23 protein-coding genes are annotated in these 26,862 nt (G+C 41.7%); 13 read left to right on the forward strand and 10 right to left on the reverse strand.

The window, feature by feature from the left end; translation table 11 throughout:
• The first annotated feature begins 44 nt into the window (after positions 1 to 44).
• The 5 genes from ACT3ID_RS06790 to miaB all read left to right on the forward strand — a co-directional run bounded on the left by ACT3ID_RS06790 (position 45) and on the right by miaB (position 6,026).
• Positions 45 to 641: a CDP-alcohol phosphatidyltransferase family protein gene (locus ACT3ID_RS06790; RefSeq protein ID WP_491541248.1), complete on the forward strand. Its 597-nt coding sequence runs from the start codon at positions 45 to 47 to the stop codon at positions 639 to 641.
• Positions 642 to 1,040: 399 nt separating this feature from the next.
• The gene (locus ACT3ID_RS06795; RefSeq protein ID WP_491541249.1) at positions 1,041 to 2,957 is read left to right on the forward strand and encodes a methyltransferase domain-containing protein; all 1,917 of its coding nucleotides are present in this window, start codon (positions 1,041 to 1,043) and stop codon (positions 2,955 to 2,957) included.
• Between the two features lie 355 nt (positions 2,958 to 3,312).
• A complete protein-coding gene (locus ACT3ID_RS06800; RefSeq protein WP_491541250.1) occupies positions 3,313 to 3,786 on the forward strand; it encodes a phosphatidylglycerophosphatase A family protein in 474 nt (157 codons plus the stop codon).
• A gap of 76 nt (positions 3,787 to 3,862) precedes the next feature.
• A complete protein-coding gene (gene pyrE, locus ACT3ID_RS06805; protein ID WP_491541251.1) occupies positions 3,863 to 4,504 on the forward strand; it encodes an orotate phosphoribosyltransferase in 642 nt (213 codons plus the stop codon).
• A gap of 157 nt (positions 4,505 to 4,661) precedes the next feature.
• Positions 4,662 to 6,026 carry a tRNA (N6-isopentenyl adenosine(37)-C2)-methylthiotransferase MiaB gene (gene miaB, locus ACT3ID_RS06810; protein WP_491541252.1) on the forward strand — a complete coding sequence of 455 codons (1,365 nt, stop codon included), beginning with the start codon at positions 4,662 to 4,664 and terminating at the stop codon, positions 6,024 to 6,026.
• 140 nt (positions 6,027 to 6,166) lie between these two features.
• Here miaB and ACT3ID_RS06815 read toward each other — a convergent pair whose 3' ends face one another.
• From ACT3ID_RS06815 to ACT3ID_RS06840, 6 genes are all read right to left on the reverse strand, one after another.
• Positions 6,167 to 6,559, reverse strand: coding sequence for a response regulator (locus tag ACT3ID_RS06815; RefSeq protein ID WP_491541253.1), 393 nt, complete (start codon positions 6,557 to 6,559; stop codon positions 6,167 to 6,169).
• Positions 6,560 to 6,826: 267 nt separating this feature from the next.
• A complete protein-coding gene (locus ACT3ID_RS06820) occupies positions 6,827 to 7,627 on the reverse strand; it encodes a DUF4382 domain-containing protein (RefSeq protein ID WP_491541254.1) in 801 nt (266 codons plus the stop codon).
• Between the two features lie 396 nt (positions 7,628 to 8,023).
• Positions 8,024 to 8,917, reverse strand: coding sequence for a hypothetical protein (locus tag ACT3ID_RS06825; protein ID WP_491541255.1), 894 nt, complete (start codon positions 8,915 to 8,917; stop codon positions 8,024 to 8,026).
• Between the two features lie 14 nt (positions 8,918 to 8,931).
• On the reverse strand, positions 8,932 to 10,179 hold the full coding sequence (locus tag ACT3ID_RS06830; RefSeq protein ID WP_491541256.1) for a glycogen-binding domain-containing protein: 1,248 nt from the start codon (positions 10,177 to 10,179) through the stop codon (positions 8,932 to 8,934).
• The gene (locus ACT3ID_RS06835) at positions 10,176 to 10,895 is read right to left on the reverse strand and encodes a hypothetical protein (RefSeq protein ID WP_491541257.1); all 720 of its coding nucleotides are present in this window, start codon (positions 10,893 to 10,895) and stop codon (positions 10,176 to 10,178) included. Before ACT3ID_RS06835 ends, ACT3ID_RS06830 begins: the two co-directional genes overlap by 4 nt.
• Positions 10,896 to 10,900: 5 nt before the next feature.
• Positions 10,901 to 11,461 (reverse strand): RNA polymerase sigma factor, encoded by a 561-nt coding sequence (locus ACT3ID_RS06840; RefSeq protein ID WP_491541258.1) that lies wholly within the window; start codon positions 11,459 to 11,461, stop codon positions 10,901 to 10,903.
• A 280-nt stretch (positions 11,462 to 11,741) separates the two neighbouring features.
• Here ACT3ID_RS06840 and ACT3ID_RS06845 point away from each other — a divergent pair, with 280 nt between their 5' ends.
• The 3 genes from ACT3ID_RS06845 to ACT3ID_RS06855 all read left to right on the forward strand — a co-directional run bounded on the left by ACT3ID_RS06845 (position 11,742) and on the right by ACT3ID_RS06855 (position 14,865).
• Positions 11,742 to 12,914 carry a M20/M25/M40 family metallo-hydrolase gene (locus ACT3ID_RS06845; RefSeq protein ID WP_491541259.1) on the forward strand — a complete coding sequence of 391 codons (1,173 nt, stop codon included), beginning with the start codon at positions 11,742 to 11,744 and terminating at the stop codon, positions 12,912 to 12,914.
• 63 nt (positions 12,915 to 12,977) lie between these two features.
• Positions 12,978 to 13,973 (forward strand): glucosyl-3-phosphoglycerate synthase, encoded by a 996-nt coding sequence (locus tag ACT3ID_RS06850; RefSeq protein WP_491541477.1) that lies wholly within the window; start codon positions 12,978 to 12,980, stop codon positions 13,971 to 13,973.
• Positions 13,966 to 14,865 carry an HAD family hydrolase gene (locus tag ACT3ID_RS06855; protein ID WP_491541260.1) on the forward strand — a complete coding sequence of 300 codons (900 nt, stop codon included), beginning with the start codon at positions 13,966 to 13,968 and terminating at the stop codon, positions 14,863 to 14,865. Before ACT3ID_RS06850 ends, ACT3ID_RS06855 begins: the two co-directional genes overlap by 8 nt.
• On the opposite strand, the gene ACT3ID_RS06860 is transcribed toward ACT3ID_RS06855, so the two are convergent.
• Positions 14,845 to 16,581, reverse strand: coding sequence for a sugar phosphorylase (locus ACT3ID_RS06860; RefSeq protein WP_491541261.1), 1,737 nt, complete (start codon positions 16,579 to 16,581; stop codon positions 14,845 to 14,847). The genes ACT3ID_RS06855 and ACT3ID_RS06860 overlap by 21 nt on opposite strands.
• 227 nt (positions 16,582 to 16,808) lie before the next feature.
• On the opposite strand from ACT3ID_RS06860, the gene ACT3ID_RS06865 reads away from it, so the two are divergent.
• The 3 genes from ACT3ID_RS06865 (at position 16,809) to ACT3ID_RS06875 (ending at position 19,326) form a co-directional block, all read left to right on the forward strand.
• A complete protein-coding gene (locus ACT3ID_RS06865) occupies positions 16,809 to 18,098 on the forward strand; it encodes a sigma-54 interaction domain-containing protein (RefSeq protein WP_491541262.1) in 1,290 nt (429 codons plus the stop codon).
• Positions 18,085 to 18,603: an LPS assembly lipoprotein LptE gene (lptE, locus tag ACT3ID_RS06870; protein WP_491541263.1), complete on the forward strand. Its 519-nt coding sequence runs from the start codon at positions 18,085 to 18,087 to the stop codon at positions 18,601 to 18,603. Before ACT3ID_RS06865 ends, lptE begins: the two co-directional genes overlap by 14 nt.
• Before the next feature lie 87 nt (positions 18,604 to 18,690).
• Positions 18,691 to 19,326 (forward strand): hypothetical protein, encoded by a 636-nt coding sequence (locus ACT3ID_RS06875; RefSeq protein ID WP_491541264.1) that lies wholly within the window; start codon positions 18,691 to 18,693, stop codon positions 19,324 to 19,326.
• Between the two features lie 58 nt (positions 19,327 to 19,384).
• Here ACT3ID_RS06875 and ACT3ID_RS06880 read toward each other — a convergent pair whose 3' ends face one another.
• The 3 genes from ACT3ID_RS06880 to ACT3ID_RS06890 form a co-directional block, all read right to left on the reverse strand.
• The gene (locus ACT3ID_RS06880) at positions 19,385 to 20,026 is read right to left on the reverse strand and encodes an MBL fold metallo-hydrolase (RefSeq protein ID WP_491541265.1); all 642 of its coding nucleotides are present in this window, start codon (positions 20,024 to 20,026) and stop codon (positions 19,385 to 19,387) included.
• Positions 20,027 to 20,114: 88 nt separating this feature from the next.
• Positions 20,115 to 20,327: a 50S ribosomal protein L31 gene (gene rpmE / locus ACT3ID_RS06885; RefSeq protein WP_491541266.1), complete on the reverse strand. Its 213-nt coding sequence runs from the start codon at positions 20,325 to 20,327 to the stop codon at positions 20,115 to 20,117.
• Positions 20,328 to 20,404: 77 nt separating this feature from the next.
• On the reverse strand, positions 20,405 to 21,901 hold the full coding sequence (locus ACT3ID_RS06890) for a sigma 54-interacting transcriptional regulator (protein ID WP_491541267.1): 1,497 nt from the start codon (positions 21,899 to 21,901) through the stop codon (positions 20,405 to 20,407).
• Between the two features lie 340 nt (positions 21,902 to 22,241).
• Between ACT3ID_RS06890 and ACT3ID_RS06895 the strand changes: the two genes are divergently transcribed.
• Entirely contained in the window at positions 22,242 to 25,214 is a 2,973-nt protein-coding gene (locus ACT3ID_RS06895; protein WP_491541268.1) for a SusC/RagA family TonB-linked outer membrane protein, read from the forward strand.
• A 25-nt stretch (positions 25,215 to 25,239) separates the two neighbouring features.
• Entirely contained in the window at positions 25,240 to 26,832 is a 1,593-nt protein-coding gene (locus ACT3ID_RS06900; protein ID WP_491541269.1) for a RagB/SusD family nutrient uptake outer membrane protein, read from the forward strand.
• The last annotated feature ends 30 nt before the right edge of the window (positions 26,833 to 26,862 follow it).

Below are 26,862 nucleotides of genomic sequence, written 5' to 3' on the forward strand. Positions count from 1 at the left end.
GCAAAAAAGATTTAATTCTTTCACACAATTACTATCTTTGACCCGTGCGTCAATTACCCAACATATTAAGCTCAATACGTATTGTACTGGCTCCGATCTTTCTCTTGCTGTACGTGCAAGACGAGGTCGTCTGGCGTGCATTGAGCGTGGGGATTTTTGCAGTTGCGGTCGTTACCGATTTTTTCGACGGATATATTGCCCGCCTCTACAGTGCTCAAACCGAGTATGGTGTTTTCCTGGATCCGCTGGCTGACAAATTTTTAACCTTTGCGGGATTTATCTGTCTGCCCTTTATCGACGCCAGCCAGTTTCCCTGGTGGGCTGTTGGTGTTATTGTTTTTCGGGATGTATTAGTGACTGCTATGCGGATACTTGCCGACTATCGTAACGTGACTATGGACACGCGTCTGACAGCCAAAGTCAAAACCCTGAGCCAGATGTTTTTCCTCTACCTTGTGCTGCTGGTGGGGGTATTTGTTGAAACGGATGTCTGGCTGAGCGAGTACTGTCGTCAGCTAATGGAATCAGGCATTCTCGGGTGGCTGATGATAGCCATTGTTGTACTTACCCTCTATTCCGGCATTGAATACGTATTCGTCAACAGGAATATTTTTTCTCTCAAAGATAAAACTGCGGTGTAGATTAGCTAGTTTTCTTCCCTTTCTTAACTCTGCTCAACTAATGTTACTTCAACTCAGCTGATATAAATGCTGTTTGTGAGTTAAAATTACCTATCCTGAAACCTCTGGCGGATATCCCGTGCAGTAAGAGCCTGCCCTGCCAACTTTTGGTTTATTAGCTTTCCAATTGTGAATTAATTAATCAACATTCATCCGGGGTTACCTTATTCGTCACGTGCCCGTACTTTCGGGAGTAAAAGATATTTTTGAAATTCAGTAACATTTTATTCAGTTGGGGAATAAGCTCAATAAAATTCACCATTGCATCTCCCCTCCTATGAACTAATACATTATATCCGTATTTTTGGAAGTTGTAGTAGCTAATAACCAGCAGAAAAATTATTGGGAGAGAAAAATAAAATGACTGTCAAAACTAATACAAACAATCAAAAAAAATCTCATTTCAAGCGAGACACCAACAAATCACTGGGGCCTGTAGACGATCTTGAGCAACATCTGCATCCGGAATGGTGGAAACGAATTTTCAACTCCATATATCTAAAAACTGATGCCGATGTTGTGGAAGACGAAAAAATTACTGAAAATGAAGTCACAATTTTTCAGGAACTGCTAAAAATTCAAAACGGCGATTCTTTATTAGATCTTGCCTGCGGTCAGGGCCGCCATCTCATAGAATTAGCCAATCGAGGAGACTATAATCTTTTCGGCCTGGACAGATCAAGGTATTTAATCCAGCGAGCAAAAAGAAAGTCAAAGGAACAAGGCATCGCTATATATTTTAAAGAGGGAGATGCTCGAAAACTGCCATATGATAATGACTCCTTTGATTTCGTAACCATTTTAGGAAATAGTTTCGGCTATTTTGAAGCTACCGAAGAGGATGTCAAGATACTAAAAGAGGTATTTCGGGTTCTAAAACCGGATGGAAAACTTTTAATGGATATAGCTGATGGAGAATTTCTGAGGAAAAATTTCACCCCCAGAAGTTGGGAATGGATCGATAAAAATCATTTTGTCTGTAGAGAACGATCTCTTGCCTCTGATGATGAACGTCTGATATCAAGAGAAATCGTCACACATACAGAAGAAGGTGTAATCGTTGATCAGTTTTATGCAGAACGGCTTTATACCAAAAAAGATTTGGCAGATCTTACCCGAAGAGTAGGATTTAAAGAAGCTCAGTTTCACGGGAATATTGAGGTTGATTCGTTGCGCAATCAGGATCTGGGAATGATGGCCAATCGTTTTATCCTGACTGCCACTGCACACAAGGAGTGGACTCCTAAAAAAAGTAAAAAGGATGTAAAAAGTGTAGTTGTGGTTATGGGCGATCCCAACCTTCGGGATGTAGTTAAACCCGATGCTACTTTTGATACCGATGATTTTGAAACTATAGAAAAACTCAAGAACGCTCTGAACAACCTGGAAAACTATAACTTCAGGTACCTGGATAATCACAGCACCTTAATCTCAGACCTTCAAAAGGTAAAGGGAGAAGCAGACCTGGTTTTTAATCTGTGTGATGAAGGCTTTGGCAATAAAGCGCAAAACGAACTTCACGTGCCTGCGCTAATGGAAATGATGAATTTACCATATACGGGTTCCAATCCGCAAACACTCGCTTATTGTTTTGATAAATCCCTGATCAGAGGAATCGCCAAAGAAATTGAAGTCCCTGTAGCTGACGCATCTGTAATTACTGCGGAAGATGATTTATATGAGCTTAATATTCCTTTTCCGGTTATAGCAAAGCCGAACTTTGGTGATTCCAGTTTTGGAATAACAAAAAAAAATGTGGCTCATACTATAGAAGAGTTATCCGATGCCATCCTAAAGATCAAAACCCAGTTCGGTTATGAAAAACCAATCCTGATTGAAGAGTTTTTAACCGGCGCAGAAGTTTCTGTAGGCATCATAGGAAATATGGGCAACTATAAAATCCTTCCGATAATAGAAGAAGATTATTCTGAACTGCCCGATGATTTGCCAAAAATCTGCGGATATGAAGCAAAATGGCTTCCTGATTCTCCCTATATGCAGAAGCTGAAATCTGTCAAGGCCGATCTGCCTTTGTCTGTTGAGCAAGATCTTATTAGTCACAGTTTAAAATTATTTCAGCGCTTGGATTGTAAAGATTATTGTCGTTTTGACTGGCGATTAAATAGTCTTGGAGAACCTAAAATGCTGGAAGTAAATCCCAATCCCGGCTGGTGTTGGGATGGTCATTTGGCAAAAATGTGCAGTATTGGGGGTATGAGCTATTCACAAATGCTGAATGGTATATTGGATGCCGCTGAACTGCGTCAAAACCATTAGAAGTTTCAAGCTCGGAAGGTGGGTGCCTCTTATTACATGGATTAGTGGGAAGGTTCGAATATTCACCAATCAAAATAGGTAGTGTTGTGGTACCCTCAAGAATACAATTCTTTCACAACTGATTGAGTGTCAAGGAAATCCCACAACTCAGGGTGGAATATTCCCGAAGAGATACCTACCTTGTCACCGCCTTTATTTTTGGTGAGGAGCAGGTATAAAACCAGATAGAACGCACAAGGTATCTCTAATGATCCGATAAACATTACCTCAAAAAAATATCCTCTGTTATCATCAGAACTGCTATTCAGAGAAAATCATAAAAGTTTTTAGACACAAACTTTAACAGACCATTAAAATGCCACAACTTAAACCTCTTCTTGGTAGTTTTTTTAATGCAGGATTTTTGCCGAATGCCCCCGGGACCTGGGGTAGTTTTTTTGCATTGTTCCCCATTTATTTTATAGGAGTTTATAGTCCGTGGTTTGGCATGGCTCTTTTTACGGTTCTCTGTTCATTTATCACCGTATGGGTTTCTGAAGAGTGTGAACGTGTATGGGGAGGTGACCCCTCTCCTCTTGTGATGGATGAGTTCGCTGGTCAGGCAATGACATTTATTGCTATCTCATTCACAGGGATTTTGTCATACGACCTTCTGATTTTGTTCACCGGATTTATTTTTTTTCGATTTTTTGATATTCAAAAACCACTGGGTGTTAACAAATTGCAAAATTTACCAGGTGGCTGGGGCATATTAGTCGATGATCTACTGGCTGGATTTTACGCTTTTATTTCACTACAAACCCTCATTTATATACTTAAAATTATATAACACTGGCTTCACAATTTTGTACTTTATTTTAACTATTATTGAATGTTGTTGAGCCATTGAATTAAGCACTATTACGATGATTATTGACCAAAATTTTTCGAAGGAAGTTGCACTCGATTTACTCAAAATTAACGCTGTTATCCTCCGACCCAATGATCCATTTACGTGGTCATCAGGGTGGAATTCACCCATTTATTGTGACAACCGGTTGACGCTGCGTTACCCTCCGATTCGCAAAAAAATTGCCAGTAAATTTGTGGAATTTATTAACAAGGAATATCCCGAAGTTGAAGTCATCACCGGAACCGCTACGGCTGGAATTCCGCATGCAGCTTTTATTGCCGAAAATATGGATAAGCCAATGGCATATGTTCGTGCAAAAGCCAAGGCTTACGGACTTGGAAATCAGATTGAGGGTGGCATTCAAAAGGGAGAAAAAACAGTTGTTATTGAGGATCTTATTTCAACGGGAGGTTCTGCTATATCCGTTATTGAAGCTCTTGAGTTTGTAGGAGTACAGGTTGATGCCGTCCTCAGTATTTTTACCTATGGATTTGATAAAGCTATCAACCGATTCCAAAAAGCTGATGTCCCCATGCATACGCTAACAAACTATGCTACTCTTATAGATGTAGCCAGTGAAAACGATTATGTGGACGAAGCCGACCTTGATACGTTGTCTGAGTGGCGCCAAACACCCGAAACCTGGCCGAATTAGTTTAGGTTGCAAGTTGCGGGTTGAAAGTTGCAGGTTGTTGGATCTAAATCATCATTCCTAATTCATAATTCCTAATTCACCCCTGCCCTTTCATAAAGAGTCAATCTATTCTTATATTTAGCGATCTAAACAATAGCAAAAAAAGCACTTATCAACAGTGGATCAACGCAACTTTTATATTGAGACATACGGCTGTCAGATGAACGTCTCTGACACCGAGATTGTCAATTCCATCCTGATGAATGAAGGCATGAAGCCGGTGGATGAGCCTAAAAATGCCGAAGTCATTTTTATCAACACCTGCTCTATTCGCGAAAATGCCGAAGAACGCGTATGGAATCGCCTGAAAGAGTTTAAAGCAATGAAAAGAAAGCGGGATGGTGGCATGACAGTCGGCGTGCTCGGCTGTATGGCGGAACGTATCCGTGAACAGATAATGGAAAAAGAAGAGCTGGTCGATCTTGTTGTTGGTCCTGATGCCTATCGCGATCTGCCTAAGTTATTGGCTGATGTTGATGATGGCAGAAAAGCAGTGAACACGCTGCTTTCGCTCGAAGAAACATACGCGGATATCAAACCGGTGCGCCGGGATGATAACGGAGTTAGTGCTTTTGTAACGATCATGCGGGGCTGCGATAATATGTGTGCTTTTTGTGTGGTGCCATTTACCCGCGGACGTGAACGAAGCCGCGATGCTGAAAGTATTATTGAAGAATTACAACAGCTCAGTGATCAGGGCTATAAAGAAGTGACACTGCTGGGACAAAATGTAAACTCCTATGACGATGGGGATAATTCATTTGCTGATTTAATGTACAAAGCCAGTCAGGTTAATCCGGAAATGCGAATCCGTTTCTCTTCCCCCCATCCCAAAGATTTTCCTGAAGAACTGCTTAAAGTAATTGCCGAACAGCCAAATCTCTGCAACTATATTCATATTCCGGCACAGTCGGGCAATAATGACGTGCTGGAGCGTATGCGTCGTCCATACACGCGGGAGCAATACCTGGATCTCGTGGAAAAGATGCGAGATATTATCCCCGGCGTTACGCTATCAACTGATATTATCACCGGATTCTGTGGTGAGACCGAAGAAGAACATCAGGATACGATGTCACTGATGGCGGAAGTGAAGTATGATCTGGCGTATATGTTTGCCTATTCTGAACGCGGGCGTACGCTGGCTCAGCGAAAATATGAAGATGATGTCCCCGAAGAGGTCAAGAAAAAAAGATTATCTGAAATTATTGAGCAGCAGATGAGTATTCAGGAAGAGCTCAATAAAAAAGAGATTGGTCGGCGCCACTTGGTATTGGTAGAAGGTACCAGCAAGCGTTCTGAGGAACAGCTTTGTGGCCGAACTGATACTAACAAAATGGTCGTCTTTGATCGTGAAGATGACATCAGCAAAGGAGACTATGTAGAGGTTACTATCACCGACTGCACATCTGCCACTCTGATGGGTGATGTTATTAAAAAGAGCAGTATTCGGGAGTTTGAACAAGAAACTGTAGCTGCATAACTGTAGCTGCTTAATCAGGAGTTTCTTTTACTGTTACTACGCTCTGCGTAGGAACTTTTGAAAGAATTATAAGTAGTATTTCGACTTCCTTTGCCTGAAGTACAATCCTTCACATCTAGGCGTTCTTTGCGGAGTTATCGTTATTCGACAGGCTGCTTAGAAAAGACTTTATTTATCGATTTTTTTAGATGTCCCATCTGAATTGGTTTCACTAAATAGTCGACAAAGTTCGTTTTTTTAGCCCTGTCAAGATTGTACTGATCAGAATTACCAGTAATATAGATAACGGGTACATCAGACTTTTCACGGATTTCCTGCATAGCAGAAATGCCATCGATGTCACCATCGAGCTGAATATCCATTAAGACAAGGTCGGGATCAAATTGTAACACAGAATCGATCGCCCTTTGACCAGAGATTTCTTTTTTTACCACTTCATGACCAAGCTTCATAACCATGCGTTCCAAAACCATAGAGATGATGATGTCATCTTCGACAATAAGTACATTTCTACTTCTTGTTGAACTGTTCATAGTCTGTGTAATTTCTGAATGAAGAATTTTATGGGTTGGAAAGCTCGCCGTCTATATTCATTGATAAAATTTGCTGGATCAGAAAGTTACGATAAATATGACGAGCCAGATCAAAGAGTGTTACAATATCTTATCACCCATTTTGGGCAAAACTTAAATTGGCGACAAAATACACTGGCAACTGGAACAAACTTATAGCTGTATAAAAAATAAAAGCCCGCACCCGGAACGAGTACGAGCCGTTTTAGAAGAGCAATTATTGGTAAATTAATTGGAAGAAAGGTCTACCGTACCAATATTATTTGTCTCTCCGACCGTGACTGATACTTCGTCAACAGTCGTAGATTCATAACTCTCATTTCTGGGATCTATTGAGACATCGTAATTACCTTCTTCTAGTCCGATCAGGCGAAACTCGCCGCTTGAAGTGTCTGCAATAGTGGAAGTCAAGGTATCAGAATCTGCCAGTGCATAGACAACTGATTCTGCCTCAGCGGGATCTATTGTGCCAGCAATACTGCCTGTAATAGCTTTTTCAGATGCCTTAATAACCGGTTTGAGCAAGTACATTCCACTCTGTCCGGCTTTAACTACAGAACGACTGGCATCGAAATCTAGCAACAGAACATACTCGATTCCATCTTCTATTTCTGCATTAACATTTAGTTTAACACCAGTTTCTGCACCACTGGGCACTTTCATATCATATTCCTCACCATCAACAACAACACTGTGTCCAGCCTGACTCAGAATTAATCGGATTTGATTGTAAGTACCCTCTTCAAGTTCACTGCTGCCAATTACTTCGGTAGCCCCATTGACAAGTTCAAGCAGGTTGTAACTTTGCTGGGGTTCATTTAGCACTACCCAGCCCGAACCGTCCTGCGATTCTACTTCTACACGCTCAATGTATACGTTTACGGCATCCGCAGAATCAATCGGAGCATCTGTCATTTCAACGGTCATCGTACCGGTACCTCCGTCCGTACCTGTGCCACAACCAATTGCGATCATAGCCAATGAAATAATCAATGCAAATGGGATAATTTGTATTTTTTTGTCTAACATAGATTTATCTTTTTAGTTGTTATTCAGAAATTAGCTTCTCAAGCTTCTGTTCATATGACGAGTGAAATCTGGAGGGGTTACAAATCTTTTGATTTACACGGATCAGATGGGATAATCAGATATTAGGTTCAGAAAGCTATCAGCAGGAAGGCATACTAACTAAGGGCTTTGTAATACCGGGTGTTATCCTGAATTTATTTTTGGGATTATCCAAAGCTTCTAAAGGCCGATTGCTTCAAGTTCAGGACTAAAGGTTTAGCATGACATGGGTGGTATGGTAAAGCTCTCTAACTAAAAGCTGACGGCTGATCGCTTCTGTCTTTTAATGAAATGTGATTTTATCTCTCTTTGGTCTTTGTCTAAAAAAAATTAAAAGGCAAGAATTAAATATGACTGCTAATTATTTCCATTTGAATTACCGCGATCTCCCTTGTTTTCCAACCCTTTGGGGATGTTACCGGGCGGTCCTCCACCTATATTTCCATTAAACAAGTTTTGGAGAATTTCTTTGGCAGGAATTCCGCCTTGCATCTGCTTCGAGATCCCCTCTATTACCGAAGCAGAAGGTAGTTCGCTCCGTTGTTGTGCCATCTCTATAGCCGAAGGCAACTTCTGTAAGTCATTGGCATGAAAACCACTTTTTAGAGCTCTCACAATAAAAGCTTCAGAATCCCCTGGACGTTTTACTGTGGAAGGCAAGTCCGGTAAGATCCCCACTGCTGCAACAATATCCGGTGAGCTGGCACTGGAAAGCACCGACTCATTTTCAATTTGAGAAAGAATCCCAGTTACCGACTCCGCAGAATTATTCTGCATTACTGATTTAGAAGCGGCTTTTGTAAGTTCATTACGAAACTGATCGGCTGACATGCTTTGATCCGACCGTCCTATCATCTGTTGTACTTCCGGCTTTTTTATCCAGGGATCCACGACCTCTGCTGACGTTCGCACACTCTGATGAAGCTGCCCGAGAACTGCCCCAATACGTTCACCTGGGATACCCTTTGACAACCCCTCTAATGCCTTTTTCATAGCAATATCAGACGGCAAGTTTTCTTTTGACATTGAAATCGCCGTATTCACAATTGTTTGTAACTGCTGATCACTAATCTTCTGCTGTTGGGCACGATCTTGTAACTCAGCTAATGTTTGTTCTTCAATTCCTATATCCCTTGCCTGCTTCAAAAGCTCAGAAGTGTCATTCTGCTGGGCATACAAATTATATCCGGCTCCAAAATACAACACCACACCGGCAATTAGACTAACCAATATTTTGTTAAGTGTTTTCATGACTTTTCTCTGTTTTATTCTACTAATATCATCGCATTTTCACTTCCAAATCCATCATCTACAGTATAGGTGTCACCTGAAAAAGATAGCCACTCCTCCGATGCTCCCTGTACCAACAGAACTTTATATTCATAAGCACCAGGCGCTAAATTCAATTCTGCTACATAATTGTTGCCAGATTGTTTGCGAAGAGGAATTTCAGCTTTACTCCAATTGTTAAAATCTCCGACCAAATACAGCCTACCTTCACCTGAATAATTAATTTCAAGTTCTTGTTTGTCATTGCTCATCTTCCAATCCGGAGTTATCGTTCCTTGACTCTTACGGAATTTAGGCTCAAAGCTGAAACGCACGCCACCAGATACTTCATAATCATTAACTTTTGTATCTGCAGATTCAGACTGGAAACCCATAATTTTAGTAGCTGCAAAGACTGAGAACCGGTTATTGATGGGATATGAACCTTCAGCCTTTAGCCGATAAAGACGATCTGTATTCTCAATTGTAGAAGTTTCCTGCCGGTCGGGTGGAAAACCTACAGGCGGACCGCCCCCTCCATCCTGCACAATCTCTGTCTGATACTGATCCAGTCCTACATCAAGTCCAACAGAGGCACCATTCCGGAAATGATATTCTGCACCAATGTTTGTATTAAAACCCTCTCGTATATCTGGTACAGTATCAAGTGATCCATACAAGCTGGCTTTTATTTGCCATCGATAGCCTGGCCATGTTTCGAATTCGATTCCATACATGTCATATCGAAATGTGCCGGATTCTTCATCAGTATAATTTTGATAATTTCTGAACATCGATCCGGCTTTTACACGTGTGAGTGTAAAGGGTGATATAAACCAGGTAATTTTGGGCTGCACCCATGCAAGTGAACGGTTGTATGAGCCTGTCAGGTAACTTCCTCCGGCATCGACTCCTATGCTCCAATCATCGGCAAAACGGTAATTATAATTAACCAGTCCCAGTCCTCCTTTCCAGTTGTTTTGCTGCTCAAACACCGGTTCGACAAAAAGTCCGCCGGTAAGTGACAATGATGAGTTATTTTTATACCAATATGACTGGCTAATTACAGTGGTCAAGTTGTATGTAGATTCGGTATTTGTATTAAACTCTGATAAAAACGGATTTAAGTAGCTATTGGTGGAATATCCCACACGAGAATCCAGAGAAATGATATGTTGCCACTGGGAATGGCCTACTGATGGTATAGAAATTAGCAAGATCATAGCAAGTAATATGTTTCTCATAAATACACAACTGCATTTTTGTTACCGAAACCATCATCACGGTGTATAGGAGCTAAAGGATCAGTTACCCACTCACTGCCGTTTTTAACGAACATATAATTGTGTTCGCCCCGGCTCATGGAGACTAAGCCTGTCCACACTTCTTCGCCATTTACAATCTGTTTTGATAGTTCAATCGGTTCCCAATCGCTAAAATCTCCGGCAACGGAGACTGAATTTGCATTATCATCAAAATAAACAAACCGAAGCATCACCTCTTCTGCACCGGTTGAAACCTGCTGGACAGATTGACCGACAGACGAAGTAGCAGATCCTTCAGGTATTTCTAAATTATTCGTATCCAATATGAAAAGTGGATATCCGAGTGAAAACACAACCAGCAATACCACAACCAGACCATAAGCCGGCCGCCATACAATCTGCTGCGGACGGAACAGCTGCCCAAACCACTGGCGTATTTTTCCTGATATCGCAGGTTCTTCGGTGACAGATTCCTTTTTTTCGATCCGATGCATTACCTTATCCGCAAAATCATCGGGAACCTCTAAAAACTCTTCTGATCGCTGCGGAACTGAAAATTCAGCTGATAATTTTTGTTCAAATCGAAGCATTTCTCTCATATCAGCATCATCGGCAATAGTATGTAATGCCCGACGCTCCTCTTCCGGAGAAAGTTCTCCGTCCAGATATTTGCGTAAAAGTTTATCTCTATTCATAACAGTCAGCCGTGTTGATCAATAAAGTTCTTAAGTTCTTTCTTGGCGCGATAAACCCGCACCTTGAGAGCACTCACTGATGCATCCAATTGTTTAGCCATCGCTTTGTAAGTCATATTTTGTTCATATTTCAGTGAAAATGCTTCAGCGTACTTGGGAGTTATACTACTTAAACCCTGTTTTACCAGTCCTAACCATTGTGAACGTTCAATCTGCTGGTCAGGCAGATTATAATCCGTTAACTGCTTATCTATCTGCGAATTATCCAGCTCACTAAAATTTTTGTTCTGTCTGCGAATATTCTTCGCATAATCTCTGCAGTGGTTCATTGCCAGACGATAAAGCCAGGTCGAGAATTTGGCTTCCCCATTGAATGAGGAGAGCTTCTCATATGATTTCACAAATATTTCCTGGGCCAATTCTTCCTTTTCATTTTTATTATCTACAAACCTGTTTACCACACTAAAAACCAGCGGAGCATAACGATCTACAAGAACCCGAAAACGATGTTGTTCCCCCTCCAGGATATCTTGTATAAGTTGAAATTCTTGTTCTCGATCCTTCATTTATATTTATCAAAAACATTTTATGGCTGGCAAATGAGATTGATGTTAACAATGTACATTTTCCCAAGCCGAGGATATTTGACGAGTCAACAACCAATTGGTTACTGACTTTTTTTATTTTTTTGAAATAAAAGGAATGCTATTGTTAATAGCGATTCTACTATTGTTTCCTGTAATAATCATTCAGAATTGCTATTTTTTCAATCTTCTGAAACGATGGTTACACGATATTTATTAAATAATATTCAGAGAGAAATTATTAAAACAATTTTCGGATATTTTGGAGAAATCATTTGAAGATATACTGAGCTCACTTTCAGGGATAAAATCAGAGGCAGAAGAGTTAAAAGAAATTTTATTGGCTAATCTGGTGATGGCCGGTGAAATACCTGCTCCCACCTTTAAAGAGGATGAACGGATAGAATTTTTGATGAACCGTTTTAAAGAGGCCGAAATCACCAAAAATTCCGTCGATGAGGTAGGCAATGGTATCGGCATACTGGAAGGCGAAGATAGCGGTAACGGTTATATTCTGCTTGTTGCCCATGCCGATACTGTATTCGGATCTAAAGTGGACCATACGATACAGGTACAGCCCCAGACTGTCACCGGGGCTGGTGTAGCCGATAACAGTTTGGGACTTGCAACCCTGGCCACCCTTCCCACATTTTTAGATGAATTGGATTTGGAGCTCAACCACAATCTTATCCTTATGGGCGCCACTCGGAGTCTTGGACGCGGTAACCTGGAGGGGCTTCGCTTTTTTCTCAAGAATTTTGAACAACCCATCAAAGCGGGTATAGGTATTGAAGGCGTAAAACTCGGGCGGCTCAGTCATACATCTATAGGTATGAAGCGCGGCGAAATTACTTGTAAAGTACCCGAAGAATACGACTGGTCTCGCTTTGGTGATGCCAGTGCCATTCTTACCCTCAATGAAGTCATTAACCGTATCAACGAAATACGGCTGCCACAGCGCCCGCGAACCAGTATTGTGATGGGATCTGTTGAAGGCGGCAGTTCGTTTAATACAACGGCACTTAAGGCCAAACTACAGTTTGAAATTCGATCAGAATCATCGGAACTGGTGCAGGATATACATCAATCTATGGAAGAGATTGTAACGGAGGTATCATCCCGAAGTGGCGATACTATTTCGCTGGATATTTTTGCCCAGCGGGAACCGGGTGGTATTCCCTTTTCTCATCCGCTGATACGTCATACCCGCCGCATTATGGACCAGCTGAATATCGAGCCCCGTCCGGGTCCGAGTACTTCAGAACTTTCGGCGTTCATCGACCGGAAAATACCGGCCATCACGCTGGGATTGACTCACGGCGATAATGTTCATGAATCTAATGAGAGCATAGAAATTAAACCAATTTATACAGGCATAGCACAAATCATAGGTACGCTGTTAGCAATAGACGGAGGTTTTTGTGATGAAGATTAATAATCAATTAGAAAACAGTAGCTATTGTAACTAGAATCGAATCAGTAAATTTTATCCTTATAAATCGTGGAGAAGATTAAAAAGTGGATCAACGAAAATACCTATCATCACTCCCAATTTTGGGATCTCAAAAAATTAGTCGAACAAAAAGAGAAAAAAGATCTCACTATATCCCTATGTCTCCCTACACTGAATGAAGAAAAGACTATCGGCAAAGAGGTTATTATCTTTCAGTCAGAGCTCGTCGACCGCTATCCCCTGCTGGATGAGATCGCTGTCATCGACTCAGGATCTGAGGATAAAACGCGAGAAATAGCGGCCAATTTTGGTGCCGATGTATATTTGGCTGATGATATTTTGCCTGATCTGCCCAAGAAAAAGGGAAAGGGCGAAAATCTGTGGAAAGCGATCTATCAGCTTGAGGGTGACATTATCGTTTATGTAGATGCCGATATCAGTAACATTCATCCCCGGTTTGTATATGGATTGGTGGCTCCGCTCATTTATCGCGAAGAAGTGAAGTATGTGAAAGCATTTTACGATCGGCCGCTGGCCGTATCAGACAGTGTGCGTCCCTCAGGCGGCGGTCGAGTTACAGAAATTCTTATTCGACCACTCTTTTCACTTTACTTTCCCGAATTAACCGGTATCATTCAGCCCCTTTCAGGTGAATATGCCGTCCGACGAGAAGTGCTTGAAAATATCAACTTCCCGATTGGTTACGGAGTTGAAACTTCTCACCTGATCGATGTCTACACGCAGTACGGTTTAGAGGCTTTTGCCCAGACCGATCTCGATCAGCGAATCCATGAAAATAAACCCACACGTGCATTGGGAAAAATGGCATTCGGTATTCTACAGACCTTTATTAATAGAGCTAAAAATCTGGGGATAATTGAGAAGATCAATGACTTTGAAACTATCTTACGTCAAACTCAAGCTAAAGATGAGGTATATGAACAGGCCGAACTGGAAATTATAGAAGAAGAACGTCCCCCGATGATTGAAATTGAAGAATACCGGAAGAAATTCAATCGCACTCTTCATGCCAATGAATGATGTCGAACTGCACGAACGTATTCGTGAGCTCTCACAGCCTATTTCACCTCAAAAAGTAGGCCATGACACAAAGCTACAGGAACTCGATAACATTCGGTGCGTAGCTTGGGATTTCTATGGTACTATGTTCATATCAGGTGCTGGCGACATCGGCATCGATGAAGCAGAAAAAGACAACCAGGTCCATTTCGATGAAGCACTGGAAAGCTCCGGATTCACTATCCTACAGCAGGAAGCGGGACAAAAAGGTATCTCACTATTTGATGAGAATGTTGAATCCTATATCGCTGAATCCAATAACAGAGGCATAGATTATCCCGAACCAGATGTTCGTTCAGTCTGGATTGACGTTTTGCGAACGTTGATTGAAGAAGACTACATCAGCGGAAATCTGACAAAACAATCAGCCAGACATTTTGGTGTTGAGTTCGAGTTTCGTATAAACAAAATATGGCCGGTACCCGATCTTGAAGAAGTCTTACAAACACTGATCGATAACGATATCACCCTGGGTATCATTTCTAATTCGCAATTTTATACACCTATTGCATTTGAAGCTTTTCTGGAAAGTTCTCCCCAGACGTTTGGCTTTAACGAGAACCTGCTTATATGGTCATACAAAACGGGGCGTAAAAAGCCTTCGCCCCATTTTTATCAATATTTTGTGCATGCTGCCGTTAAGGAAGATATTAATCCCCAAGAGATTTTGTACATAGGTAATGATATCCGCAAGGATGTAGAACCTGCCAAGGCATTGGGATTGAAAACAGCCCTTTATGTCGGAGATAAGCGATCTATCCGACATGATGAAAAAGATCTAAGGGATAAACGATATCATCCCGATCTCATTATCAATGATCTCAATCAAATTCTAGACTGCCTCTCGTTTTAGCCAAACTGTTTCAAATGGCTCTAACTCAAGTTCGGGATGAATAGATCGTTCTTCCCCACTTAACAAGTTTGGTAAAACCTCAACATCACCGACAGCCGGCTTCAATTTATTTGAAGAAATTGATTTGACTTGGCTGGTTATATTGCTGATAGATATTACAGCCTCTTTTTCTTCTTCATTAATGCGTTCAACGGCAAAAAAGTCACTACCCAACTTTAATACATTCTGTAATGCATGAGGGCTGAAAGCCGGATGCTCTTTTCTCACTTTCAGAATATTCTTGTACTCGTTTAATACACGGCCTCCCACTGTCGTGCCATCAGCCAAATAATTATCCAACTCTTCCTTCAGCCATTCTCTTCTGTTGATAACTCTTTTTTCACCGGTTTCCGCAACTCCCTCCAGATAGTTGGAGGTTGCAGTAAAATTGTGAAAATAGATACCAGGAACCCCCTGCAGCACAAGGGCTATCGTTTGCGAACACATGTAGCGTTTAATCTGTAGATCAGAAGCACTCTGCCCCGGTACCTCAAACGCGTCAAAATAAGTAATATTCAACTCGTAAGGACTTTGCGAGCCATCCGGATTTTCTTTGTAGGATACAAACCCTCCCCGCTGCTTTGTACCCTCTACCAGATAGTCAAACTCCTTTTCCGGTACCAATCCTTCCAGCGGACGCACACCAATACCATCATGCGAAGCCGTAAAGTTGAAATAGGTACATCCTTGAGGGGGCTCTGGCAAGTCAGCTGCCCACTGCGTTAAATATTGTCCATTTTCTGTCAATATAGCGTGCAATAAAAGCGGCGGGAGACTGAATTGATAAATCATGTGTGTTTCATCTCCATCCCCGAAATAACTGACATTTTCTTTAAAAGGGACATTCGTTTCAGTAATTATTGTAGCATCGTAATCGATATAGTCCACAATATCCCGAAAGAGTTTTACCACTTCGTGGGTTTCATCGAGATGTATAGACGTAGTACCGATTTCTTTCCACAGGTATCCGATAGCATCAAGTCTGACAATGCTGATACCTTTTGAAAGATAAAACAAGAAGATATCGATGAACTCCAGGAGTACATCGGGATTGGTAAAATCCAGATCAATTTGGTCGTCGCTGAAGGTTGTCCATACATACTTCATCCCATCAGAGGTTTCCACAGTCGAAAGTAATGGAGATTTACGGGGACGAGTTACCGATGATACATCCGTATCGGGATTTACTTCGATAAAATAATCTTTACCCGGCTCTTTATTCATCTGATAATTCTTGAACCATTCGCTAAATCGGGAAGTGTGATTGATAACCAGGTCGGCCATCAACTTATATTCTTCAGACAATCGCTTGATATCATTCCAATCTCCCACGCCTTCCCGCACTTCTTTATAATTGACTACTGAAAAACCCTTGTCAGAAGAGCTCGGGAAAAAAGGCAGGATATGAATGGTGTTAACAGCATCATCCAGCTTATCATTAACAAACCTTTCCAGGATTTTAAGCGTATTTTTTTGTCCGTTTTTCGAAATTATGGTGTCACCATACGTAATCAGGACTATATCCTCGGCCGTCCAGGACCCTCCCTGTTTAGGAGTATCCTGAATCTCAAAATCATAACTATTAATTAAATCTTTAATTTGATCAGCTAATTCAGAAACGTTCTCGGCATTATATAAAAAATCCAGTCGTTTTAGGATCTGGTCGTTAAAATTCATGTAGTATATATTGGTAAATCGTTTTAATAAGTACTTGTTTCAATTGGACATAAGGTAAGAAAAAAGTATAGAATAGTTAAGACTTGAAATGGTTTTTTATGAAGTTCTGTTTCTTAATCCAACCGCATAAAAGGAATATCTTTATGGATATAAGAGAGTTCTTGTTACCTTTAAGATGGTAAAAACTTAAATTAAAATACCAGTTTTAGAAACCAGTTTCTTTCTATATGGATCGTGAAGCATTTCAAGAAAGATTTGGACTTATCGGTGAATCTGCCGCGTTACGGCAGGTTATTGATAAAGTTATCCAGGTAGCCGATACTGATATCACCGTACTCTTGCAGGGAGAAAGCGGTGTCGGGAAAGATCTTGTTGCCAAAGCAATACACGAGATCAGCCACCGCAAGCACAACGATATGGTTATTGTCAATTGTGGTGCTATTCCCGAAGGAATTATTGAAAGTGAATTATTTGGCCATGAAAAGGGAGCTTTTACCGGTGCGCATGAATCGCGCGAAGGCTATTTTGAAAAAGCAGATGGTGGAACGATTTTTCTTGACGAAATCGGAGATACACCAGCCAATGTCCAGGTGAAACTTCTGCGGGTTTTGGAAACGGGAGAATACTTCCGTGTCGGATCCAGTAAGTCACGTACGACGGATGTGCGTGTAATTGCTGCTACCAATAAAGATCTGTGGCAGCTTGTACAAGATGAAGATTTTCGTGAAGATCTTTATTACCGGTTGGATACCGTCAAAGTAAAGCTCCCCCCTTTACGCGATCGCCCGGATGATATTATCCCCATATTCCGTAGTTTTGTAACAGAATTTTCTTCAAAGTATGATTCGGTTTTTAAAGGTTTTTCTGATGAAGCAAAAGAGCTTCTGGTCTCATATCGATGGCCTGGTAATGTGCGTGAGCTCCGAAATGTCGCCGAGCAGCTGGTCGTTCTGGAAAAGTCACAGTTCATTGATAAAGAAAAGCTGCAAAAGTATCTGAAAGGGCGTCAGCACACTGGCTCTGCCGATAACCTACCTGTTCTGGCTGATAAACAGAATAGAAGCGGTGCGAATGGTGAAATGGGCGACAAGGATCAAAAGCTAATTTACCGTGCCCTGGTAGAATTACAAAGTGACATCAGCGATTTAAAGAAAATGCTGGGCACTTTTCTTTATTCTACATTTTCACAAAAAAATATTAAGGCGCTCCCTCAAAATATTCAGGACGAGTTTCAACAAAATGATATGTCAGACATCAATGTAGATGTTGGCGATGCCGCGGATGAAGATATTGGAGTAGAATCGTTTGCAGAAGCAGATATCTCTGAAGAGCAGGAAGATGATGCATTTTCAGATTTTTTCAATTCTGACGATATTCCCTCGATTGAACAAACAGAACAGTTTCTAATTGAGCAGGCACTGCGTAAATATGAAGGGAACCGCCGAAAGGCATCAGAAGCGCTCGGCATCAGTGAACGTACTCTTTATCGTAAGCTCGACCAATATGGCCTGCAATAAAATTTGGTCTTTTTTACTGTTACTGTTTTGTTGTGCGGCCCTGAATGGCTGTTTCCATTACAGCTTTACCGGCACTTCAATCCCGGAAGAGGTTGACTCTATTTACATTCCTTTTTTTGCTGATCAGTCATCAAGTGGCGTCGGTGATCTAAGTGACCGCTTAAATCAGGTACTTATTGATCGATTCATTAATCAAACAAGACTACAACTGGCTAATTCACGAGCTGGAGCAGATGCTGTGCTTGAAGGTTCTATTGTTACCTATACCAATCAGGCATTTAGTGTGACCGGCGATGAACAAACCAGCTTAAATGAAGTCTCGATCACTGTTCGGGCAACTTTTCAATACACCAATAAAGAAGAGGCTGAATGGAGTTCCTCTTTCAATGGATCGGAAACATACGATACCAATGAAAATCCGATCGAAGGCGAAACAAACGCCGCCCAGCAAGCACTCGTTCAAATTGCTGATAATATGTTCAATGACGCAGTAAGCGGTTGGTAGAATAAAATTTATTGACTTACTGACTTTTCGAACTGTTGAATTAATTCTATAATTCAACAAATCAACAAATCAATAATTATTATTTAAATGCCTCAGTTACCTTTTGACATCCCTGACTCATTGGCCTCTTATGCCGAACATTTTGAGAATGATCCTAACAAAGCTACAAAGCGGCTTAAGAAGCAGCTGAATAAACGCGGTCCCGATGCAGTTGGACATTTTTTACTGGCTTGGTTTTATCACCTCGAAGGGATGGACGATCAAGCTGTGGATGAAGCTCTGAAGGCCCGGATTTTTGCTCCTGGAAGTCCGTTTTTTCAAAAGCTGCATTATTACTTAAGTCATCCCAAAGCGTTTGATGCCTGGACCCCGAAAACGAGCAAACCTTCATCGCGAAAATCATCGGAGACGATTAGTGATCACGGACCGGTTTTAAACCTGGATTCGCTTATTCAGAAACTTTCAACCGTTGAAAATAAGCAAATTCACCCGCCAAAAAACTCTACTGATGATGCCCCTAAAAAAGCAGATATTGCAGGTGATGATGTGGATGATATTGTGTCGGAAACGCTTGCCAAAATTCACGAAAATCAAGGGAAAATAGATGCAGCCATTCGCACGTATGAACGCCTTAAGAAATTAAAAGCGGATAAAAAAGATCACTATGATGATCAAATTGCTCGTTTGCGGGAAATACGAGAAGAGAAGGAAAAAGAAAATTAAGATTCGGGAGTGCGAAGTGTGAAGATAGTCTGAAATGTTTATTGTTTTTGTCAAGTGCCTAAGCAGTTACCTTCACAAAAGGATTGGCCTGCTTTTCGTGCCCTATCGTCGTCTCTGGTCCATGGCCGGGATAGATCACCGTTTCATCCGGCAAGGTGTATAACTGCTTTTGAATAGATTGAGCTAACGTATTAAAATCACCTTTATACAGATCCGTTCGCCCTATCCCTTCTTTAAATAACGCATCTCCCGCTATTACCAAACCATCTTTTTTACTGTAAAGTGATACGTGATCGGGGGAATGACCCGGTGTATAGCGGATATCAAAAACAAAATTACCTATTTGCCATTCAGGGTTCACAGGTAATGCTTCCGGTTCAAACGAAAAGCCATCAATCTGAAGTCCAAACATGGCCGCCTGCGAAGCAAAATTATTCCACAAATACCGATCCTTGTCGTTCAGATAAACCGGCACGTCATAATCCTTCAGCACCTTGTCAACTCCCAATGCATGGTCTACGTGGGCATGGGTAAGCAAAATGGCGACAAGTGATTTCCCCTGCTCTTCAATTTTGGACTTAACAGCCCCATATTCCTTTTGCTCGGCAAACCCGGGATCAACAATCAGCGCCTCCTCTCCTTCAATCAACAGGTACGTATTTTCTGCAAATGGTCCAACCGTATATTTTTTAATCTGCATAGCAAAATGTCTCGTTAAAAATAAAAAAAGGATGCACCTCGGATTGAAATGCATCCCTGAATTACATTCGCAAGCAAGAAACCAGATACTAGTCTTTGCCGTAACGCTTCTTAAAGCGATCAATACGGCCAGCCTTCTTCTGGAAGTTCATATTGCCCGTATAGAACGGGTGATTTTTAGAGTCGACTTCGCTTCTATAGGTACCGTCATCCGGATTCATGGTACTGCGTGTTTTAAATTCAGTACCATCACTCAAGACAACAGTAATTTCGTTGTATTCTGGATGGATTCCGTCTTTCATGAGTCAATAATTTCTTTATGGCTAATTTTTAGATGGGTAAAGATAAGGCATTGCATCTCTATTTGCAATGAAAATCATTAATCAAAATCCTCGAAATCGTCAAAATCATCCATCGAGCCAAGCATGCTTCCAAGCATATCAGAATAGGAACGCACATCATCTACATCTTCTTTGCCGACCATCGAATGCTGATGCAGACCTTCAATTACAAAATCCATCATTACGAATTTCGTTTTATCCGATACATCAAGTTCAGCATCAACCACATCTGCCAAGCCGTCCACTTGTGTCAATGTTCTTTCATATTCTTTTTGCGATAAACTATCAGTTAAATCCAGCGTATTTCCATTGGCAAACCAATCAAGAACAGGCTTATAGATATTGTCATCATCTTGTTTCTTCTGTTGCTCGGGATCGGGAAAATACTTGCCAAACGTTTTTTTAATCGCTTTGCCTATGATATGCTTAGCCACATTCAAAACGCCCTCTTGTTCTCCTTCATAAACCAGTTCCAGCTTACCGGTAAGTGCAGGAATCATATGAAAGATATCAGTTATACGAGCCGTGGTTTGCTTTTCCCCGTTAAGCAACGCCCGACGCTCAGCTGCCGATATAAGCTGTTCCATGGCCGTGATTGTCATTCGGGTGGATACACCGCTCTTCTGATCTATATACTCTGATTCACGAGCTTCAAACGCCATCTCTTCAAGCAGTTCTTCAAGAATCTTCGGGACAACAACATCCACCTCTCCATTCCGAGAAATCCACGCCTCCTGCTGGGTAATTTTCATACCTGTTTCAAGCTCGCGCGGATAGTGTGTTAAAATCTGTGAGTCAATACGATCTTTCAGCGGTGTAATAATACTGCCCCGATTGGTATAATCTTCGGGATTTGCAGAAAACACCATCGCCACATCAAGTGGAATTCGCACATTAAAGCCCCGAATCTGTATGTCACGTTCCTGCATGATATTCAACAGTGCCACCTGAATACGCGGCTGTAAATCGGGCAACTCATTGATTGCAAAAATGCCGCGATTCGTCCGGGGCACCAGTCCAAAATTAATGACATTCTCGTCGGCCAGTGTTAGCTTTTGTGCAGCTGCTTTGATGGGATCAATATCACCGATCAGATCGGCGACAGCCGTATCGGGAGTGGCAAGTTTTTCGCCGTATCGTTCACTTCGATGAATCCATTGGATAGGTGTATCATCCCCTTTTTCTTCCACCAGTTCCCGCGCTTGTTTGGACACGGGATTAAAGGGATCATCATTTATTTCGGAGCCTTCTATCACAGGCATATATTCATCCAGCAGTGAAACAAGCTGGCGCAGAATCTTCGTCTTGGCTTGTCCGCGCAGGCCCAGCAAGATAATGTCATGTTTTGCCAGTAATGCATGCTGTAACTGCGGTATCACCGATTTATCATAACCAATGATATCGGGAAAGAGTGTTTCATTCCTCTTAATCTTCCGGATCAAATTTTGGCGGATCTCCTCTTTTACCGAAACCGATTCCCATTCTGATTCTTTTAGTTCACCCAGCGTTTTAATCTTTTCGTGCCGTTGATCCATATAAGAATTTCTTGGTTCATCCTTTTTAACTTGATAACCTAATAACATCGACAATCATTTCATCTTGTACAAGGTTCTAAGTAACACCGGTACTCTTCATTATAGCCAATTTTTACTTTCAAAAAGTAGGCTTAAACAGCTGTTAGAATAGACCTTGAATATTAAAAGATAAATTGTTAATTATTCGAGTAATGAAAGCGCTTTCATCTACTTAACAGTAAATCGCCTTTATTTTTATTCAAAAATGTAAGCGCTTTCTTTACAGCAAAGGTGAAAAAACGGCTTACTGAAATCTACTTCAAAAGCAGAAGTTTATTTATCAAATCTTAAACTTAATTCTATGATATCTATCAAAAAGCTACTACTAGTCTCATGTCTTATACTGGGATTGGCGTTACCCGGGTGGGCCCAAGTTACTGTTTCCGGAACAGTGACCGATGCCGAAACGGGTGATTCGCTACCCGGAGTTAACATCACAGTACAAGAAAATTCTAACCTGGGTACATCTACCGATATCGATGGAAACTATTCCATTCAACTACCATCTGACGACGTTACTCTCGTCTTTTCTTATGTGGGGTACCTGCAGCAAGAAATTCCTATTGAAGGAAGAACCAACATCGATGTAAGCATGTCTCCAGACGTTCAAATGCTTGAAGACGTTGTCGTTATCGGATATGGCACGCAAGAGGTTGGTGATAATACAGGATCTGTAACGGCTATAAATTCCAGTGATTTTAATGAAGGAGCAATAACATCACCTCAAGAGCTTTTCCAGGGTAAAACAGCTGGAGTATCTGTAACTTCTAACGACGGAGCACCAGGAAGTGGGGCAACAATTCGCATTCGGGGCGGATCTTCCCTGTCAGCAAGTAACGATCCTCTTTATGTCATTGATGGAATCCCAATGGATGGCGAAGATATATCGGGAATGAGAGATCCGCTTAATTCCATCAATCCCAATGATATTGCATCTGTATCGATTTTAAAAGATGCTTCTGCAACGGCCATCTATGGTTCCCGAGCATCAAACGGCGTTATTTTAATCGAAACCAAAAAAGGACAAGTAGGACAGCAGCTTGAGGTTAACTATACTGGTAAAGCATCATATCAAACCAAAGCCAAGGAATTAGAACTTCTGTCTGCAGATGAGTTCCGAAATGTGATTGAAGAGCGCTTTGGGCAAGATGGCACACAGCTTATGGGAGATGCCAATACCGATTGGCAGGATCAAATTTATGAAAATGCATTTAGCCAGGAACATAATCTGAGTTTTACCGGGGCATACAATGATATCCCCTATCGCCTTTCTCTGGGATATGTGGGTAACGAGGGAATCCTCCGAACTTCGCATTTGGACCGACTTACCGGTACTATTAATGTAACCCCCTCTCTTTTTGATGATGCCCTGCAAGTAGACTTGAACATCAAGGGTATGCAGGTTAATAATCAGTTTGCCAATCAGGGTGCTATCGGTACAGCCATACGCTTTGATCCGACCAAACCGGTCACAGTTGATGACGAAAACGCTCCTTACGGCGGATATTATACATGGACCGATAATTCAGGCAATCCAATTCCTATTGCTCCTGATAATCCCGTTGCTCTGTTGGAACAGACCAATGATGAATCAACCGTTTACCGTTCTATAGGTAATATTAAGTTAGATTATGCCGTCCCTTTCATTCCAAATGTGAATGCGAATCTAAATTTGGGGTATGATTATTCAAGTGTTGGTGACGGTACTTATGAAGTACCCTCAAATGCAGCATTTGCATATGACGGAACGGATGCTTCCGGTGTCAAAAGAGATTATACGCAAGATAAGGAGAATGAACTGCTGGATTTCTATCTCAATTACAGTGAGGATTATGCTTCTATCGATAGTGAGGTTGATTTTACAGCGGGATATTCCTGGGAGCATCACTATTCAAAAGGATCGGAATATGAGACAAATTTTAACCGATCCGATACATTGGTGGTCGACCAAGACACAGATTATGAGACCGAACATTACATCGTATCATTTTTTGGTCGTATGAATTACACTTTTAAGAATAAATACCTGCTTACCGCAACCTTGCGGCAGGATGGTACTTCAAGATTTTCTGAAGATAACCGGTGGGGCCTCTTCCCTTCCGCTGCACTAGCATGGAAAATGCATGAAGAGCCGTTCCTATCAGGTTTAGATAATCTTGACCAGCTTAAGTTTCGTGTTGGATACGGTGTTACTGGTCAGCAGCGGATAAATCAGGGAGATTATCCCTATTTAGGAACGTATACATATAGTGAACCCAATGCCCGTTATCAATTTGGAGATGAGTTTGTAACAACACTCCGTCCTGAAGGCTATAACGCCAATCTTAAATGGGAGGAAACCACAACCTACAACATTGGGTTGGATTATGGCCTGTTCAATGAGCGGATTACTGGCTCTTTTGAAGGATATTATCGCGAAACCAACGATTTACTAAATGTAATTCCGGTTTCGGCAGGTACTAACTTCACAAACCGGATCTTATCAAATGTAGGTACACTTGAAGTAAGAGGAATCGAGTTCAACGTTACCGGGCGTCCGATCTCTACCGAAGACGCCTACTGGGAAGTTAGTTTCAATGCTGCCCACAACGTTGATGAAATTACGAAGCTAACAAATGTCGATGATCCTGATTACATCGGTGTTGAAACAGGTGGTATTGCCGGTGGAGTTGGCAACACGATACAGATACACAGCGTCGATCATCCACGTAGTTCATTCTACGTTTACGAGCAAGTTTACAATGAAGATGGCGAACCCATTGAAGGATTGTATGTTGATCGGAACGATGACGGGGTAATTAATGAGGATGACAAGTATCGGCATGAAAGCCCTAGTCCGGATTATGAGCTGGGACTTTCTTCCCGTTTTGAATATCAAAACTGGGATGCTTCGTTTTCTGCAAGAGCCAACCTGGGTAATTATGTATATAATAATGTAGCCTCAAATAATGGCTTTTATAGTGATATGCAATATGGTCAGTATATCCGTAATGCTCCTGCATTAATCAAAGAAACCAATTTCCACAATGCTCAATTCCATTCTGATTATTACGTGGAAAATGCCTCTTTCCTCCGCATGGATAACATATCGGTTGGATACACACTCAACAATTTATTCGATCAAGTTAGATCAGTCAGAGTGTCAGCCACGGTTCAAAATGCTTTTGTAGTTACCAATTACAGCGGACTCGATCCTGAAGTGTTCGGTGGTATTGATAATGAACTCTACCCCCGCCCCCGGACTTTTGTACTGGGATTGAACCTCAATCTTTAACTGAAATTTTTTAAAACAGAACATTATGTATACCAACAAACTTAGATTTATACCGATAGCAGCAGTTGCTGTTCTGGCAATGTTTGCTATCACTTCGTGTACTGATGATTTAAATACCAGTCCGCTTGATGATGATGTTGTAACTTCTGAGGCGGTTTACGAAACACCCGAAGATTTTCGACAGGTGTTGGCCAAACTGTATGCTGGATTTGCTGCCACAGGTCAACAAGGGCCTGCCGGTAATCCCGATATCCAAGGTATTGATGAGGGATTTTCGAGCTATGTTCGAATGTACTGGGTTTCCCAGGAAATACCGACGGACGAAGCAGTCGTTGGCTGGACAGATCCGGGGCTACCCGACTATAACTTTCAGAGCTGGGGAGCTTCAAACGATTTTGTGATGGGAATGTACAGCCGAATTTTCTATGAAATTGCCCTTACCAATGAATTCATCCGTAATGCGGAAGGCAACGATAATTCAACCGTGCAAACGTATCAAGCGGAAGCTCGATTTCTCAGAGCCTTAAGTTACTGGCACGCTCTGGATCTGTACGGCGGCGGAGTTCCCTTTGTCACGGAAGAAGACGGAGTCGGTGCCTATCTTCCTGAACCAATTAGCAGTCAAGAGCTATTCTCTTATATAGAAAGTGAACTGCTGGATATTATTGGAGAGCTGCCGGAAAATAAAATTGAAGGCGAATTAGTCGATCCGGGTCAGAATGAATACGGCCGCGCCGATAAGGCTGCCGCCTGGATGCTACTCGCTAAACTTTATCTCAATGCAGAAGTTTATATCGGTGAAGACCGCTACTCCGATGCCCTCACATATGCAGATAAGGTAATTGAAGACGGTGGTTATACGCTCGAAGAAAACTATGAACATCTTTTTCTTGCGGACAACCATACCGCCGACGGCATAATATTCCCTATCACCTTTGACGGTGATAACACCAAAACGTATGGTGGGACCAGCTTTATCATACATGCTGCTATTGGAGGAAGTATGAGCGCTTCCGACTTCGGAGTTGACGGTGGCTGGGAAGGTCACAGGGTTACACCACAATTTGTAGACAAGTTTGATACAGATAATGACGCACGGGCGATGTTCTATACCGACGGACAATCCCTGGAGATCGATCAAATAACTGATTTCACCAATGGTTATGCTGTCACAAAATGGAAAAATATCACCTCTGACGGTCAACCCGGCCCGGTACCTGAATTTCCGGATACCGACTTCCCGATGTTTCGTTTAGCTGATGCTTACCTCATGTATGCTGAAGCTCATGCGCGGGGTGGCGGCGGCGATGCTTCAAAAGCGGTATCTCTCATTAATGATCTCCGAGAACGAGCCTACGGCGACAATTCCGGCAATATTACAAGCTCAGATTTAACAGCAGATTTTATTATAGACGAACGGGCCCGCGAGCTCTACTGGGAAGGTCACAGACGTACAGACCTAATCCGTCACGGAGTATTTACAAATTCTGACTATGTCTGGGCGTATAAAGGTGGTGAACAAGAAGGATCATCGACGCAGGATTTCTACAGCGTCTTCCCTATTCCAGCTTCTGAAATAAACTCAAACACCAACTTGACTCAGAATAACGGTTATTAATAAACCGTATATTTTGAATAACAATTTTAA

The organism is Fodinibius sp. GM108, from assembly GCF_058386985.1.